Source organism: Citrobacter sp. Awk 4 (genome assembly GCF_028069725.1).
Classification (GTDB): Bacteria; Pseudomonadota; Gammaproteobacteria; order Enterobacterales; family Enterobacteriaceae; genus Citrobacter_D.
Window position 1 is genome coordinate 20,832 of sequence record NZ_JANEWG010000043.1, and the last position, 14,954, is coordinate 35,785.

General features: G+C 52.0%; 17 protein-coding genes. 11 read left to right on the forward strand and 6 right to left on the reverse strand.

From position 1 onward, the window contains the following. Positions 1–79: 79 nt before the first annotated feature. From fliE to NNO04_RS16785, 3 genes are all read left to right on the forward strand, one after another. Entirely contained in the window at positions 80–394 is a 315-nt protein-coding gene (fliE, locus tag NNO04_RS16775) for a flagellar hook-basal body complex protein FliE (RefSeq protein WP_271445658.1), read from the forward strand. 440 nt (positions 395–834) lie between these two features. Further along, positions 835–1,557 carry a carboxy-S-adenosyl-L-methionine synthase CmoA gene (cmoA, locus tag NNO04_RS16780; RefSeq protein WP_271445659.1) on the forward strand — a complete coding sequence of 241 codons (723 nt, stop codon included), beginning with the start codon at positions 835–837 and terminating at the stop codon, positions 1,555–1,557. Next, on the forward strand, positions 1,554–2,255 hold the full coding sequence (locus tag NNO04_RS16785) for a methyltransferase family protein (protein ID WP_271445660.1): 702 nt from the start codon (positions 1,554–1,556) through the stop codon (positions 2,253–2,255). Before cmoA ends, NNO04_RS16785 begins: the two co-directional genes overlap by 4 nt. A 47-nt stretch (positions 2,256–2,302) precedes the next feature. On the opposite strand, the gene yedF is transcribed toward NNO04_RS16785, so the two are convergent. Both yedF and yedE read right to left on the reverse strand, forming a co-directional pair. Continuing rightward, complete coding sequence (gene yedF, locus NNO04_RS16790) at positions 2,303–2,536, reverse strand: sulfurtransferase-like selenium metabolism protein YedF (RefSeq protein ID WP_203360840.1); 234 nt, start codon at positions 2,534–2,536, stop codon at positions 2,303–2,305. Further along, positions 2,533–3,738 carry a selenium metabolism membrane protein YedE/FdhT gene (gene yedE / locus NNO04_RS16795; RefSeq protein WP_271445661.1) on the reverse strand — a complete coding sequence of 402 codons (1,206 nt, stop codon included), beginning with the start codon at positions 3,736–3,738 and terminating at the stop codon, positions 2,533–2,535. The genes yedF and yedE overlap by 4 nt, the downstream gene beginning before the upstream one ends. A 184-nt stretch (positions 3,739–3,922) precedes the next feature. Here yedE and yedD point away from each other — a divergent pair, with 184 nt between their 5' ends. After that, the gene (yedD, locus tag NNO04_RS16800; RefSeq protein ID WP_271445672.1) at positions 3,923–4,336 is read left to right on the forward strand and encodes a lipoprotein YedD; all 414 of its coding nucleotides are present in this window, start codon (positions 3,923–3,925) and stop codon (positions 4,334–4,336) included. Between the two features lie 40 nt (positions 4,337–4,376). Here yedD and amyA read toward each other — a convergent pair whose 3' ends face one another. The 4 genes from amyA to fliD form a co-directional block, all read right to left on the reverse strand. Continuing rightward, positions 4,377–5,864: an alpha-amylase gene (gene amyA / locus NNO04_RS16805; RefSeq protein ID WP_271445662.1), complete on the reverse strand. Its 1,488-nt coding sequence runs from the start codon at positions 5,862–5,864 to the stop codon at positions 4,377–4,379. A gap of 68 nt (positions 5,865–5,932) precedes the next feature. Further along, positions 5,933–6,304, reverse strand: coding sequence for a flagella biosynthesis regulatory protein FliT (gene fliT, locus NNO04_RS16810; RefSeq protein ID WP_271445663.1), 372 nt, complete (start codon positions 6,302–6,304; stop codon positions 5,933–5,935). Next, on the reverse strand, positions 6,304–6,711 hold the full coding sequence (gene fliS, locus NNO04_RS16815) for a flagellar export chaperone FliS (protein WP_271445664.1): 408 nt from the start codon (positions 6,709–6,711) through the stop codon (positions 6,304–6,306). The genes fliT and fliS overlap by 1 nt, the downstream gene beginning before the upstream one ends. A gap of 15 nt (positions 6,712–6,726) precedes the next feature. After that, a complete protein-coding gene (fliD, locus tag NNO04_RS16820) occupies positions 6,727–8,133 on the reverse strand; it encodes a flagellar filament capping protein FliD (protein ID WP_271445665.1) in 1,407 nt (468 codons plus the stop codon). Positions 8,134–8,394: 261 nt separating this feature from the next. On the opposite strand from fliD, the gene NNO04_RS16825 reads away from it, so the two are divergent. The 7 genes from NNO04_RS16825 to tcyN all read left to right on the forward strand — a co-directional run bounded on the left by NNO04_RS16825 (position 8,395) and on the right by tcyN (position 14,838). Next, positions 8,395–9,921, forward strand: a complete 1,527-nt coding sequence (locus tag NNO04_RS16825) for a flagellin N-terminal helical domain-containing protein (protein ID WP_271445666.1) — start codon at positions 8,395–8,397, stop codon at positions 9,919–9,921. A 163-nt stretch (positions 9,922–10,084) separates the two neighbouring features. After that, complete coding sequence (locus tag NNO04_RS16830; RefSeq protein ID WP_271445667.1) at positions 10,085–10,804, forward strand: RNA polymerase sigma factor FliA; 720 nt, start codon at positions 10,085–10,087, stop codon at positions 10,802–10,804. A gap of 59 nt (positions 10,805–10,863) precedes the next feature. Further along, positions 10,864–11,415, forward strand: a complete 552-nt coding sequence (gene fliZ, locus NNO04_RS16835; protein ID WP_271445668.1) for a flagella biosynthesis regulatory protein FliZ — start codon at positions 10,864–10,866, stop codon at positions 11,413–11,415. 87 nt (positions 11,416–11,502) lie between these two features. Further along, entirely contained in the window at positions 11,503–12,303 is an 801-nt protein-coding gene (gene tcyJ, locus NNO04_RS16840; RefSeq protein ID WP_162383275.1) for a cystine ABC transporter substrate-binding protein, read from the forward strand. Between the two features lie 109 nt (positions 12,304–12,412). Next, on the forward strand, positions 12,413–13,399 hold the full coding sequence (gene dcyD / locus NNO04_RS16845) for a D-cysteine desulfhydrase (RefSeq protein WP_271445669.1): 987 nt from the start codon (positions 12,413–12,415) through the stop codon (positions 13,397–13,399). 21 nt (positions 13,400–13,420) lie between these two features. Beyond that, positions 13,421–14,089: a cystine ABC transporter permease gene (gene tcyL / locus NNO04_RS16850; protein WP_192612571.1), complete on the forward strand. Its 669-nt coding sequence runs from the start codon at positions 13,421–13,423 to the stop codon at positions 14,087–14,089. Then, positions 14,086–14,838 (forward strand): L-cystine ABC transporter ATP-binding protein TcyN, encoded by a 753-nt coding sequence (tcyN, locus tag NNO04_RS16855; protein WP_192612570.1) that lies wholly within the window; start codon positions 14,086–14,088, stop codon positions 14,836–14,838. Before tcyL ends, tcyN begins: the two co-directional genes overlap by 4 nt. Positions 14,839–14,954: the final 116 nt, after the last annotated feature.

Sequence of the window (14,954 nt, forward strand, 5' to 3'; positions counted from 1 at the left end):
TTTTATCGTTATTTAGCGCCTTTATCTTATTGACAAGCTGTTAATCTCTGCTGCGTAAAAAATCATCCAGAGGTACAGAATGTCAGCAATACAGGGGATTGAAGGGGTCATTAGCCAGTTACAGGCAACGGCGATGTCCGCGAAAGCGCAAGAGACGCTCCCACAGCCAACCGTGAGTTTTGCCGGTCAGTTACATGCCGCGCTGGATCGGATCAGTGATACATCGACTGCCGCGCGCGTACAGGCAGAAAAGTTCACGCTGGGTGAGCCAGGGATTGCGCTAAATGATGTGATGGCCGATATGCAAAAAGCCTCCGTCTCTATGCAGATGGGGATCCAGGTGCGCAACAAACTGGTGTCAGCGTATCAGGAAGTCATGAGCATGCAGGTGTAGCGCAAAACCATTATTTTCAACACGCTATACATCGATATTGTTTTTAAGCTAGCGTCGATCGGTCTTGATGGACTGATGCCGACGCTTCCGCAACTTCAGGTTGCAGGCATGATTTATGCGCTTATTATCAAATATTCACTTGGGTTATATTTTGGTGAAATACTATCAAAATAAGTAAAGTCTTTTCAGGACATTCAATAAATTGAAAGATATGATTTTTCAACGAAAGAGACAAAGTAATAAAGGCGAGTTTGAAAGCGTGTATTAATAATGTTGTAGAATACTCTAAAGCAAAGTTTATAATTATCAAATTAATTTAATCTTCTGATTTATACCCTCTTCCTAATGTTATCTTAATATAAGCAAGTTAAATATATCCTAAACGACTTTTTGTCCCGGCCTGTTTTGGGGCGGCGACACCTCTGTTTAGTGGAATAACGATGAATTTAGATAACTTGTTTGCACAAGAAAAAGTGGCTGGCGATTTTTGCTTCGATGGCCAGGTAGCGGGTGTGTTTGACAATATGGTCGATCGTTCTGTGCCATTTTATCAGGAGATCCAGCGGATGACCGGGGAGATGGCGGCAAGCTATGCCGTGCCGGGAACGCAGCTGTATGACCTGGGCTGTGCGACGGGCACGACGCTGGCGTCGCTGGACTCTTTGCTACCGAACAGCGTCTCCTTTACCGGGATTGATAACTCGCCAGAGATGCTGGACAAATGCCGGGATAAATTTGAACAGCTGGGGTCTTCCCGCGATGCGCGCTTTCTCTGTCATGACCTCAGAGAGATATCGGCGCTGGATAACGCCTCTGTGGTGACTCTGCTACTGACGCTGATGTTTGTCCGTCCTCTGCACCGTAAAAAGCTGCTTTCCTCCGTCTATCAGGGAATGAATTCAGGCGGCGCTTTAATTCTGGTCGAAAAAGTGGTGTGTGAATCACCGGAGCTTAATCGTCAGTACATCAATTATTACTACAACATGAAACGTCGCCACGGCTACAGCGAACTGGAAATTAGCCAGAAACGCGAAGCGCTGGAAAATGTCCTCATCCCCTTTAGTGAAGCTGAAAATAGGCAAATGCTGATCGACGCCGGATTTAGTAGCGTCGAGGTATTTTTCCGCTGGTATAACTTCTGCGGAATGGTGGCCATTAAATGAGGGTATCGGTTGGTAATTTTCTATTTCGCACCCGCAACACGTTATTTCCTTTTTTATATTTAACGCTGTTTCTGGGGCATACGAACGCCGTTGACGCACCTACCGCGATGCTGGTTATTGGCGGACTGATTGTTTTGACCGGACAAGGAATACGCATTCTGACTGTGGGGCTGGATTACATTGTGCGCGGGGGACGTAATCGCCAGGTGTATGCTGATAATCTGGTGCAGACAGGGCTATTTGCGCACTGCCGCAATCCATTATACCTGGGCAATCTTTTGTTAATCATTGGCTTTGGCGTGATGGCCAATAATCTGTGGTATCTGACGATCACAATGCCGCTTTTTTTCCTGGCGTACGCCTGCGTTATTGCCGCAGAAGAACGCTACCTCGAGGGGCGTTTCGGTGAAACCTATCAGCAGTATTGCGCCCGGACGCCGCGTTTGTTGCCTCGTCTGACAGGGTTGCCCCAGACGTTGCGTACCTTTTCCTTTCACTGGCGTCGGGTGATCGTGAAAGAATACAGCACGTTGTGCATTACATTACTGATGCTGGTAGCGCTGAGCGCCAGGGGGCTGAACACAGATCCGCAGGACTGGATGATTTCAGGGGCGCTTGCGCTGGTCGTACTGCTGGCCTGCTTAGGGGTCCGCATGATGAAAAAATCCGGGAAACTCAGTGCGAGCTCTGCGCGCTGACGGGTGATCGAGAGACTCCCGTTGCACGGCGCAACGGGAGAATGCTGTTACTTCTGAATCAAATAGCGAATCGTTGGACCATCCTGCTGAATATCCAGCACCGTATAGCCGTGGTTGCGCGCATCCAGCGGAATGTTATTAATGGATTGCGGGCAATCGCTAACCACTTCCAGTATTTCCCCTTTTTTCAGTTGCGGCATCGCTTCCAGCGTGGCGACTGCTGGATAGGGGCACGGTTCGCCGACCATATCGAGGCGATAATCCGGAACGATCTCTTTCATACAGGTTCCTTAGCAGGCGTCAGCCCGGCACGACGGAAGAAACGTTTTTCCCAGCCAATGATCAACAGCAGGGCGGCAAACAGCAGCAGGTAAGTGACCAACAATCCGCCCAACGTACCAAAGGTGTTGAGCAAGTTCACTTTATCCCAACTGGTAGCCAGCGCGGGAGCGAAGTCATCCCAGTAATATGCCAGCAGGGTGGAGCCTATCACGTTGCCTAACCCAACCCACCAGTAGTGGACCTGACCTTCGACCGCGCGGTACATCCAGCCGGTTTCGCAACCGCCCGCCAGCACGATGCCAAAACCAAACAGCAGGCCGCCGATGACCGCGTTCGGACCCGCCCACATGATCTTCGCTTCAACGCCTAACTGCACGTAGCTGAAGATACCGATGGCGCTGACCGCCATACCGAAGATGATCGCTTTCGCCATATGGGTACGTCCGGTGATCCACAGATCGCGAAACGCCGAAGTGAAACAGATTTGCGCGCGTTCAATCAACAGACCGAATCCGACGCCGAACAACATCGCCAGCCCCAGTTTCGGTTTGTCCATTGCCGTCAGCAGCGCCCATCCGATCATCCCGATAAACACCAGCATGCCCAGACGGAAGCGGCGACGAGCCTGATCCGGTTTTTGCGTCAACGGAGAAGCCGCAGAGACTTTCTGCATTTTTACCGGGATACGAAAAATGGGTAGCAGGGTGAAGCGGGCGCCGAACCAGGAGCCTATCGCGGTGGCCAGTGCAAAGAACCAGGCGTGCAGCGAAAACTGCGGAATGCCCGTGAAGAATGCTGCCAGGTTGCAGCCCATTGCCAGGCGGGCGCCGAAGCCGGCGATGATTCCGCCTATAATTGCCTGCATGATGCGAATTCGGCTACGGGGCATGCGCAATTTGACGTTGTTGGCCCACAGAGCCGCGGCAAAACAGCCGCCGAACATGCCAAGGATCATCATACCGTCGATACGGGTCAGGGGAGAACCTTCCAGATGAATGATTTTGTAGTAACCCCACTCTTCGGCGGGAACCCCAAATAATTGCAGGATTTGACCGCCCCAACGGGTAAATTCCCCCGTTACCGCCCAGAACGTGCCGGTGATGCCGAAATAATAGGTGGAGAGAATACCTGCTGCGATGACCGCAGGGGCCGGGGCCCAGAATTTAATCAGATAAGTGTGCTTGAAGTGGTGCCATGACATACTTTTTAGCCTCTGAACTCAGAAGGAATATAAAGAAGTGCGGATAGTACACCGATCAGATTTTTTTCCCACGACTAAAAAGAAGTAATACCGACGGGATCAAAGTAATCCGTGTTCCCGGAAAGGCTGGCGACATCAGGGCTTTAATGCCACAATCCCATTTTCTTCGCATGCAGGATGAATGATGAAAAAATTAGCAATCGTTGGTGCTCTACTGGTTCTTAGTGGGTGTGCCGAGGTGGAAAATTATAACGACGTGGTGAAGACACCAGCGCCTGCCGGTCTGGAAGGGTACTGGCAGTCTAAGGGGCCACAGCGCAAGATGATGAGCCCGGAAGCCATTGCCAGCCTGGTGGTGACGAAAGAGGGCGATACGCTGGATTGCCGCCAGTGGCAGCGGGTGATTGCCGTGCCAGGGAAGCTCACCATACTTTCAGGCGAGTTGACCAACGTGACGACGAAACGTGAGATCTACCCGATTGAACGCACCGGGAACACGCTGACGTATGATGGCATGACGCTGCAACGCGTGGATCGTCCGACTTCAGAGTGTGCCGGGGAATTACAAAAAGCGCCGCTGGCGACGCCGTTGCCCTGACAGACCAGCCCCGGCGGTATCGTGCTGCCGGGGTGCTATTTTATAACGCCTCTTCAATCACCCATACGCTGACGCTTCCTCCGTTACAGTAAAACGTCGCTTCGCCGTTTTCATCGGTGAGCACGCTTTCTTCACGGTTTCCGAGAAAATCTCGCCAGGTTTTATTGCCGTAATTCGCGCCTAAGGTAATCGTCTTCTCGCCGTCGTCGCCATTCGAGAGCACCACTACACATCCTGGGTCTTCCTCGGTACCGCTACGGCTGAACGCGATACAGTTAGGATGATCAAACCAGAGCGTCTGGATGCCGTGGGCGAAACGCTGGCGGGCCAGAATCAGCTCATCAAGTTGCTCAATGACCGGCATATCAATGGGGTAAATTTTTCCATCGCCGCCCGTATCTTCATAGTGAGCGCCGTATAAGTCGGGATAGAAAACCGACGGTACGCCGTTTTCCCGTAACAGGATAAGCGCATAGGCCAGCGGCTTAAACCACGGTTCGACGGGTGCTTCCAGTGCCTGCAAGGGTTGAGTATCGTGGTTGGCGACCAGCGTCACGGCGTGAAACGGATCTGCTTCGACCAGCGTTCCGGTAAAAATCTGGCTCATGTCGTACTCGCGCCCCTGACGCGATGCTTCGTGAAACTTCATTTGCAACGGGGCGTCGAACAACATGGTTTTCCCGTCGACCTGGTTGATATAGGCCTGCAGCTTGTCCACCTCATGCGACCAGTATTCCGCGACGATAAATAGCGGTTTTGGCGCCACTTCCTGGACGTGCTCGATCCACTCTTTGTAAAACCAGGCGGGAATGTGTTTGACGGCGTCCAGGCGGAAGCCATCGCACTGGGTTTGCTCCATCACCCAGCGCGCCCAGTATTTGATCTCTTCAATGACCGCGTGATTGCGAAAGTCGATATTTTCGCCCATCAGATAGTCGAAGTTACCCAGTTCATCATCGACCTGGTCGTTCCAGCCTTCGCCGGTGTAGTCGTTGACGATCTTAAAAATGCCGTCTTCGGTGGGGTTTTCGATATGGTCGATGCCGCTAAAGCATTTGAAATCCCAGATGAACTGCGAATACTGACCGGCACGGGCAGGGAAGGTGTAGCGGGTCCAGCCTTCACATTCGATGATTTCGTCATCAATCTGCGTGCGATCCTGCTCGTTGACGCGCTGTACGCGGATGGCTTCTCGCTCATCCGCCCCCATTTTATGGTTGACCACCACATCGAGCAGTACGGCAATGTTATTGTGTTTTAGCGCATCAATCGCCCCCAGCAACTGGGCTTTGTCACCGTATTTGGTGGCAACGGAACCTTTCTGATCAAACTCACCGAGATCGAACATGTCGTAAGAGTCGTAACCCACGGAATAACCGCCAGACGCGCCTTTGTAAGCCGGGGGGAGCCAGACCATATTGATACCGATATCGTTGAGTCCGCCAGCGCGTTCAGCCAGTTCAAGCCACAGCTTGCCGCCCTCAGGGTAATACCAGTGGAAGTACTGCAATAACGTGGGGTTTCTCATCTTCCGTGCTCCAGAAGTCGTTTAGCCGACTTCTGGAGTATGGAAGATAATTGATGCGAAGCGGGATTTTATTGTGGCGAGGCAGGGGCGTCGGGCACCAGTAGCATGCCCGAGAGACGTCCATAAGCATGGTTAAGCGACTGTTGGCGAGTCGACTGGCCAATCAGGCTGCTGAGCTCATCCAGGCGCTGTTGTAACAGGACTTTCAGACGCTGTTCGTTATCCAGCGTCTGTTTGATATAGCCCGCAACCAACTCCTGAACGCTTCGCGTAATCCCCGGTGGAGTTTGTGTTTCCACAACCGTTTCAATGCTTTGTAGATAGGAAACTTCCTGTTCCAGTAACAGATCCCATTCACCCCGCTGCGCAAGTTCCAGCAGCGATTGACTGAGCAGCGCAATACGCTGCCAACGGTTGATAAACTCCACGGCTAAGGTCATTAACGAGACTCCTGGGAAGATGCTTTCGGTGAGATCTGCTTCCAGGCTTCTGCAATATTGCCGAGTAACCCTTCCACTTCTTCAATGGCCTGACTGTCATTACGTAAGTTTGCTTGCAGCAAACGCCGGATCATATAGTCGTACAGTGACGACAGATTGGTCGCGACGTCGCCGCCGTTCTCCTCATCCAGTCCGGCTTTCAGTCCATTGTCGATAATGTTGATGGCTTTGCTTAACGCTTCGCCTTTGGCGACAGTGTCACCCTGTTGCATAAACAAGCGCGCACGCACCAGGGCGCTGTTGGCGCCGTCGAACAACATTTCGATCAACTGATGCGGACTGGCGCTCATTACGGCGCTTTCCACGCCGATTTGAGCATAGGCTTTTGTACCGCTAGCGGTATACATGGTTACCTCGTGTTATCAGGAGCTGCTCATGGCAGAAAACTGCTGGCTCAGGTAGCTACTTGTGCCATTGAGTTTGCTCATCATGGTATCCAGCTGCGTAAACTGCGCCTTATAACGGGCGACGGTGTCGTCGATACTGGCGCTTACTGCAAGATACTGTTTGGTCAGCTTTTTCAATGTCGCATTAATACTGTCCTCGGCGCTGTCGATAATGCCGTCATCGGCGAGGTAAGCTTCCACTTCGGTGGCAATTTTGGTGGTAATACCGGTTTCTTTACCGTCACCGACCAGCAACTGGCGCGTTGCCGTGGTGTTCTCTTTCAGCGCTTTTTCCAGTTTTTCGTCGTCAACCTTCAGCTTGCCAGTCGTCCCGTCAGTGGTAATGCCGATTTCACTCAAGGTTTTGAACGGGCCTTCGTTGCCGCTGTTGGTAAACTGCGCGCGAATACCGGTCTGGATCGTGCGTACCACGCTGTCGCCAATCAGTGCGCCGTTGCTCTGATCCTGCGCTTCTGCGCCCGGGTCCACTTCGGTGTATTTCGTCAGGGAGGTAAAGGTATCCATCAGCGAGTTGTACGCATCCACCCAACCTTTAATCGCTTCTGTCGCTTTATCATTACTTTTGGTGACGGTAAGGCGTGCGTCAGTCACCTCTTTGGTCAGATTGAGCGTGACGCCCTGCGGCGCGTCGGTAATGGTGTTGCTCGGGCGTTCAATATCAATGCCGTTAACGGTCAATTGCGCATTCTGCGCGCTGACCAGCTGTTTCATATTGCCGGTACCCGTTGTGCTGTCGTAGGCCAGCAAATCATTCAGCTTGCTGTCGCCTTCTACCGAAACGGTCATCTCATTTTCGGTACCGGTGTCGGACGTCAGCACCAGCTGATAGTCGCCTTCTTTCACTTTAACGATGCTCGCGGAAATACCGCTGTCGGCGTCGTTAATCGCATCACGAATACCTTCCAGCGAGGTCTGGTCTTTGGTGAGTTTAATTTCCAGCGGCTCTTTACGGCCTTTTTGTTCAATTTTAAGGGTGCGGCTTTCTGCGGAGGTATCGCCCAGTGCATCTTTTGTTGAGCTGATATCAATATTGGTGCTTAACGATTGCGCCTGCGCCAGTTTATTAACGCTGATGGTATAGATGCCCGGTGCTGCCCCTGCGGTGGTGGTGGCGGTCAGGTCTTCGGTGCTACTGGTCACGGTCGTGCTCTTAAACAGATCGGCATTATTCAGCGTGGTATTGGCTGTCTGGAATTTCTCCAGCGCGCTTTTCAGCGTGCCGTAAGCCGTCAGGCGCGCAGTGTTGGCGCTCTGCTGTTGCGTGATCGGGGTTAAACGTCCTTTTTCTGCAGTGGTCAGGTTCGTCAACAATGTGTCCAGCGGTAAATTTGAGCCGACGCCCAGTGATGAAATCGAAGCCATGCCTTATTCCTTGTGATTGCAAACAGTAGTTAACCGCGTTATCGGCAATCTGTTGGCAAAGTTTAATAATAGTTTTATGAAAATAATGCGCGGAATAATGGTGAATAAAGAGGGTATTTCGTGGGGTAAGAAAAAAGAGTGCAGAAATTAAAAATTTTCTAAAGTTCGAATTTAAGGTGCCGATACAAGGGTTACGGTAAGAAACCGTGGGCAACAGAACAGCCCAATAAACATCAAGTTGTAATTGATAAGGAAAAGATCATGGCACAAGTCATTAATACAAACAGCCTGTCGCTGTTGACCCAGAATAACCTGAACAAATCTCAGTCTACCCTGAGCTCCGCGATTGAGCGTCTGTCTTCCGGTCTGCGTATCAACAGCGCGAAAGACGATGCGGCTGGCCAGGCGATCGCTAACCGTTTCACCTCTAACATCAAAGGTCTGACTCAGGCTTCCCGTAACGCTAACGACGGTATCTCCATTGCGCAGACCACCGAAGGTGCGCTGAACGAAATCAACAACAACCTGCAGCGTGTACGTGAACTGACTGTTCAGGCAACTAACGGTACTAACTCCGACAGCGACCTGACCTCCATCCAGAACGAAATCACTCAGCGTCTGAGCGAAATCGACCGCGTATCCGGTCAGACTCAGTTCAACGGCGTGAAAGTACTGGCTCAGGACAACACCCTGAAAATCCAGGTTGGCGCAAACGACGGCGAAACCATCGATATCGATCTGAAAAAAATCGATACCCAGAGCCTGGGTGTGGCTGACTTCCGTGTGAACGGCGCGCAGAAAGCGACTGCCAGCGACCTGATCTCCAAATTTGGCGCGACCGGTACTGATAACTACAAAGCCACTGTTGGTGGTACAGCAGGTAGTGATGTTAGCGTTGACATCAAATCTCAGGCGGTTAAGTCCGGTACTGACAGCGTCTATGTGAGTGCAAAAGATGGTAGCCTGGTTACAAGTGCTACCGTGGCTAATGATCCTTCCACTACCTATAAAGCAGCGGGTTCTACTGCTGGGGACAAAAAAGCTGAAGGTCTTGCTGCATTAGGTGCTGGCGTTAAAGTTGGTGACAAATTCAGCTTTGATGGTATGGAATTTACCAAAACTGTTGATGGCACTAACCCAGAAAATGGTAATGGTACATTTACTGCAAAAGTTGACGGCAAAACCGTTACCTTCACCGTCGGTTCTTCTACTGATGCTGCAGGTAAAGATGCTGTAGTTACAACCGACGTTGATTTGTTTACCTCACAGTCTGGTACATTAACGACTAGCGCAAACACCGCAAACAAAGCTGCAACTGTAACCGATCTGCAGAATGCGAATGCTACTAAAACCGGTAGCACTCTGAAAGTAAGCGGCGCGACCTATGACGTTGATGTTGATGGCAACGTAACCAATGGCGCAGGTGCTAACAAGAAAACCATGTACATCACTACCGGCACCAACGGTAGCGCTAAACTGGTTAACGAAGACGTAGCAAAAGCCAGCACCAGCACTGAAGATCCGCTGGCCGTCATTGACAATGCGCTGGCACAGGTTGACGCACTGCGTTCTGACCTCGGTGCGGTACAGAACCGTTTCGATTCTACCATCACCAACCTGGGCAACACCGTTAACAACCTGACTTCCGCTCGTAGCCGTATCGAAGATGCTGACTACGCGACCGAAGTGTCCAACATGTCCAAAGCGCAGATCCTGCAACAGGCGGGTACCTCTGTTCTGGCACAGGCCAACCAGGTTCCGCAGAACGTTCTGTCTCTGCTGCGTTAATTCACCGTTTTCGCGCAAACCCCGCTTCGGCGGGGTTTTTTACGCCCGGCATTTACCCGTAACCCCCAAATAACCCCTCATTTCACCCACTATTCATCCGATTAAAACCCCTGCAGAAACGGATAATCATGCCGATAACTCATTTAACGCAGGGCTGTTTATCGTGAATTCACTGTATACCGCTGAAGGTGTAATGGATAAACACTCGCTGTGGCAGCGTTATGTACCGCTGGTGCGTCACGAAGCATTGCGCCTTCAGGTGCGTTTGCCCGCGAGCGTGGAACTGGACGACCTGCTACAGGCGGGCGGCATCGGGTTATTAAATGCAGTTGACCGATATGATGCTCTGCAAGGAACGGCATTTACCACTTACGCAGTGCAGCGTATTCGTGGAGCGATGCTGGATGAACTACGCAGCCGGGATTGGGTGCCGCGTAGCGTCCGACGCAACGCTCGCGAAGTGGCGCAGGCGATGGGGCAACTGGAACAGGAATTAGGGCGTAACGCGACGGAAACGGAAGTGGCGGAGCGTCTGGCGATTCCTGTGCAAGAGTATCGTCAGATGTTGCTCGATACCAATAACAGCCAGCTCTTCTCCTATGACGAGTGGCGGGAAGAGCATGGCGATAGCGTCGAGCTGGTGACTGAAGAGCATCAGCAGGAAAACCCGTTACAACAACTTCTTGAAAGCAATTTACGCCAGAGCGTGATGGATGCCATTGAGGCACTTCCGGAACGTGAACAACTGGTGTTAACGCTCTATTACCAGGAAGAGCTTAATCTCAAAGAGATTGGCGCCGTCCTGGAGGTTGGCGAGTCACGGGTGAGCCAGTTGCACAGTCAGGCAATCAAACGTCTACGCACCAAGCTGGGTAAGTTATAAGCGGCGGTTTTCGCGCCGCTGAAAAATGCCGCACAACGAATTGACTACCAGGAGTTCTCATGACGGTGCAGCAATCTAAAAGACGGCCACTCAGCCGCTACCTCAAAGATTTTAAACACAGCCAGACGCATTGCGCGCATTGCCACAAACTGCTCGACAGGATCACACTGGTCCGTTGCGGGCAGATTGTGAACAAAATTGCCATTTCCAGACTGGATTCTCTGTTGGATGACGCGGCCTGGCAGCAGGAGCAAAAAGAGTGGGTCGCTCTGTGCCGTTTTTGCGGTGATTTGCACTGCAAAGAGCAAAGTGATTTTTTCGACATCATCGGCTTTAAACAATTTTTATTTGAGCAGACCGAAATGAGTCATGGCACGGTGCGCGAATACGTCGTCCGCCTGCGCCGACTCGGCAATCACCTCACGGAACAAAACATCACGCACGAGCTGGTGCAGGACGGTTTTCTTGATGAAAGCCTGGCCCCCTGGTTACCCGAAACCAGCACCAATAACTATCGGATCGCACTGCGCAAGTATGAACAATACAAAGCGCATGCCGTCCCTGGACAGATGCAGAATTCCTGCTGTTCCGCGACTTCTGATATATATTAAAAAAGCATAAGATGTAGCGGAGTCGTTTTTGTGATTTATGGCAAACCCTCTACACTACCGTGATAAATAACAACATTCGGGGTAACTATGAAATTAGCACTTCTGGGACGTCAGGCTCTGATGGGTGTGATGGCTGTTGCACTCGTCGCCGGAATGAGCGTGAAGACTTTTGCAGATGAAGGTCTGTTAAATAAAGTGAAAGAGCGCGGTACGCTGCTGGTTGGACTGGAAGGGACATATCCCCCGTTCAGTTTTCAGGGCGATGACGGTAAGTTGACCGGTTTTGAAGTGGAGTTTGCGCAGGAGTTGGCGAAACATCTGGGGGTTAAAGCCGAGCTGAAACCGACCAAATGGGACGGTATGCTGGCATCACTGGATTCCAAACGTATTGATGTCGTTATCAATCAGGTAACCATCTCCGACGAACGTAAGAAGAAATACGACTTCTCTACCCCGTATACCGTTTCAGGTATTCAGGCGCTGGTGAAAAAAGGCAATGAAGGCAGCATCAAAACTGCTGCAGATCTGAAAGGTAAGAAAGTGGGCGTGGGTCTGGGGACTAACTACGAAGAGTGGTTGCGCCAGAACGTTGAAGGTGTTGATATTCGCACTTACGATGATGACCCGACCAAATACCAGGATCTGCGCGTAGGTCGTATCGACGCTATCCTGGTGGATCGCCTGGCAGCGCTGGATCTGGTGAAGAAAACCAAAGACACGCTGGCGGTGACCGGTGAAGCGTTCTCCCGTCAGGAATCCGGCATTGCGCTGCGCAAAGGCAACGACGATTTGCTGAAAGCGGTGGATGCAGCGATTGCCGATATGCAGAAAGATGGCTCGCTGAAAGCACTGTCTGAAAAATGGTTTGGCGCAGATGTGACGAAATAATCGTCAACAATGCAAAAAAAAGGCGCTTTAACAGGCGCCTTTTTTATTTCATCCAAATGAACGTGCATAATAAAAAGAACATCACAACACAATAAACACCGGAGGCTACATGCCACTGCATAATTTAACGCGCTTTCCTCGTCTGGAATTTATCGGCGCGCCAACGCCGCTCGAATACCTGCCGCGTTTTTCTGACTATCTGGGACGCGATATTTTCATCAAACGGGATGACGTCACGCCGATGGCGATGGGCGGCAATAAGCTGCGTAAGCTGGAGTTTCTGGCGGCGGATGCGCTGCGGGAAGGGGCGGATACGCTGATCACGGCGGGGGCGATTCAGTCTAACCATGTCCGCCAGACGGCGGCGGTGGCGGCAAAACTGGGACTGCACTGCATTGCACTGCTGGAAAATCCGATTGGCACCACGGCGGAGAATTATCTGACGAACGGCAACCGCCTGCTGCTCGATCTGTTTAATGTTCAAATCGAAATGTGCGCCGCTCTGAACGACCCGGACGCGCAGCTCCAGGAACTGGCAACCCGCGTTGAGGCGCAAGGATTCCGCCCTTATGTGATTCCGGTTGGCGGCTCCAGTGCTCTGGGCGCATTGGGCTATGTGGAAAGTGCGCTGGAAATTGCCCAGCAGTGTGAAGGTGCGGTGCAACTCTCTTCTGTGGTGGTGGCGTCGGGCAGCGCCGGGACACATGCGGGGCTGGCGGTGGGGCTGGAACAACTGATGCCAGAGGTTGACCTGATAGGGGTGACCGTTTCGCGTAAAGTTGCCGACCAGCAGCCCAAAGTGGTCGCCCTGCAACAGGCGATTGCCAAAGAATTAGAACTGACCGCGTCGGCGCCGATCCTGTTGTGGGATGACTATTTTGCTCCAGGCTACGGTATGCCGAATGATGAAGGGATGGAAGCGGTGAAACTGCTGGCGCGTCTGGAGGGCATTTTGCTGGATCCTGTTTATACAGGGAAAGCGATGGCGGGCCTGATTGATGGCATCAGCCAGAAACGCTTCAAAGACGAAGGGCCGATTCTGTTTATTCATACCGGTGGGGCGCCTGCGCTGTTTGCCTACCATCCTCACGTATAACAACCAGGTAGAAAAACGCGAATGCAAGAAAGTATCCAACTGGTGATTGATTCTCTGCCGTATCTGCTCAAAGGGGCGGTGTTCACGCTGCAACTGAGTATTGGCGGGATGTTTTTTGGACTGTTGCTGGGATTTATTCTGGCGCTGATGCGTATGTCGCCGCTGTTGCCTGTCCGGTGGCTGGCGCGCTTTTATATCTCCATTTTCCGGGGGACGCCGCTGATCGCCCAACTGTTTATGATCTACTACGGTCTGCCGCAGTTTGGTATTGAACTGGACCCTATCCCGGCGGCGATGATCGGTTTGTCGCTCAATACGGCAGCGTACACCTCTGAAACGCTGCGTGCGGCGATCTCCTCCATTGACAAAGGTCAGTGGGAAGCGGCGGCGAGTATCGGCATGACGCCGTGGCAAACGCTGCGCCGCGCCATTTTACCGCAGGCTGCCCGTGTGGCGCTGCCGCCGCTGAGCAACAGTTTTATCAGCCTGGTGAAAGATACCTCGCTGGCGGCGACGATTCAGGTGCCGGAGCTGTTCCGTCAGGCGCAGTTGATCACGTCGCGTACGCTGGAAGTCTTCACTATGTATCTGGCTGCCTCGTTGATCTACTGGGTGATGGCGACGGTGCTATCGGCATTGCAGAACTACTTTGAAGACCAGCTTAACCGCCAGGAGAAGGATCCGAAATGAGTGCCATCGAAGTCAAAAACCTGGTGAAAAAATTTCACGGGCAGACGGTGCTGCACGGCATCGATCTTGAGGTCAAACCGGGTGAGGTCGTCGCCATTATTGGGCCGAGCGGTTCGGGCAAAACCACCTTACTGCGCAGTATTAATCTTCTGGAAGTGCCGGAAGCCGGCACGATCAAAGTGGGGGATATCACTATTGATACCGCCCGCTCCTTAAATCAGCAAAAGGGACTGATTCGCCAGCTACGCCAACATGTGGGTTTTGTCTTCCAGAACTTCAATTTGTTTCCGCATCGTACGGTGGTGGAGAACATCATTGAAGGCCCGGTGATTGTCAAAGGTGAATCAAAAGCGGAAGCAACGGCGCGTGCGCACGAGCTGTTGGCAAAAGTAGGGCTGGCCGGGAAAGAGACCAGCTATCCGCGGCGTTTATCCGGCGGGCAGCAGCAACGCGTGGCAATTGCGCGTGCGCTGGCTATGCGCCCGGAGGTCATTCTGTTTGATGAGCCGACCTCTGCGCTCGATCCTGAGCTGGTGGGGGAGGTGCTCAATACTATCCGCCAACTGGCGCAGGAAAAGCGAACCATGGTGATTGTGACGCACGAAATGAGTTTCGCCCGCGACGTGGCTGACCGGGCGATATTTATGGACCAGGGACGAATTGTGGAACAGGGACCCGCTAAATCGTTATTTAGCCATCCGCAGCAACCGCGAACCCGCCAGTTTCTTGAGAAATTTCTGATGAAATAATAAGTATTGTGATACTCGTCCGAAATAATCCCTTTTCGGGCGAGTATATTTGAATAAATATGACATCCTCCCGCATGATTAATGCATTTTCACCCTAATATTAATAAGTGTATTGA

Excerpts from the sequence above, each read along its gene's own strand:
- fliE (WP_271445658.1), top strand. The coding sequence starts at position 80 with ATGTCAGCAATACAGGGGATTGAAGGGGTCATTAGCCAGTTACAGGCA.
- cmoA (WP_271445659.1), top strand. The coding sequence starts at position 835 with ATGAATTTAGATAACTTGTTTGCACAAGAAAAAGTGGCTGGCGATTTT.
- NNO04_RS16785 (WP_271445660.1), top strand. The coding sequence starts at position 1,554 with ATGAGGGTATCGGTTGGTAATTTTCTATTTCGCACCCGCAACACGTTA.
- yedF (WP_203360840.1), bottom strand. The coding sequence starts at position 2,536 with ATGAAAGAGATCGTTCCGGATTATCGCCTCGATATGGTCGGCGAACCG.
- yedE (WP_271445661.1), bottom strand. The coding sequence starts at position 3,738 with ATGTCATGGCACCACTTCAAGCACACTTATCTGATTAAATTCTGGGCC.
- yedD (WP_271445672.1), top strand. The coding sequence starts at position 3,923 with ATGAAAAAATTAGCAATCGTTGGTGCTCTACTGGTTCTTAGTGGGTGT.
- amyA (WP_271445662.1), bottom strand. The coding sequence starts at position 5,864 with ATGAGAAACCCCACGTTATTGCAGTACTTCCACTGGTATTACCCTGAG.
- fliT (WP_271445663.1), bottom strand. The coding sequence starts at position 6,304 with ATGACCTTAGCCGTGGAGTTTATCAACCGTTGGCAGCGTATTGCGCTG.
- fliS (WP_271445664.1), bottom strand. The coding sequence starts at position 6,711 with ATGTATACCGCTAGCGGTACAAAAGCCTATGCTCAAATCGGCGTGGAA.
- fliD (WP_271445665.1), bottom strand. The coding sequence starts at position 8,133 with ATGGCTTCGATTTCATCACTGGGCGTCGGCTCAAATTTACCGCTGGAC.
- NNO04_RS16825 (WP_271445666.1), top strand. The coding sequence starts at position 8,395 with ATGGCACAAGTCATTAATACAAACAGCCTGTCGCTGTTGACCCAGAAT.
- fliZ (WP_271445668.1), top strand. The coding sequence starts at position 10,864 with ATGACGGTGCAGCAATCTAAAAGACGGCCACTCAGCCGCTACCTCAAA.
- tcyJ (WP_162383275.1), top strand. The coding sequence starts at position 11,503 with ATGAAATTAGCACTTCTGGGACGTCAGGCTCTGATGGGTGTGATGGCT.
- dcyD (WP_271445669.1), top strand. The coding sequence starts at position 12,413 with ATGCCACTGCATAATTTAACGCGCTTTCCTCGTCTGGAATTTATCGGC.
- tcyL (WP_192612571.1), top strand. The coding sequence starts at position 13,421 with ATGCAAGAAAGTATCCAACTGGTGATTGATTCTCTGCCGTATCTGCTC.
- tcyN (WP_192612570.1), top strand. The coding sequence starts at position 14,086 with ATGAGTGCCATCGAAGTCAAAAACCTGGTGAAAAAATTTCACGGGCAG.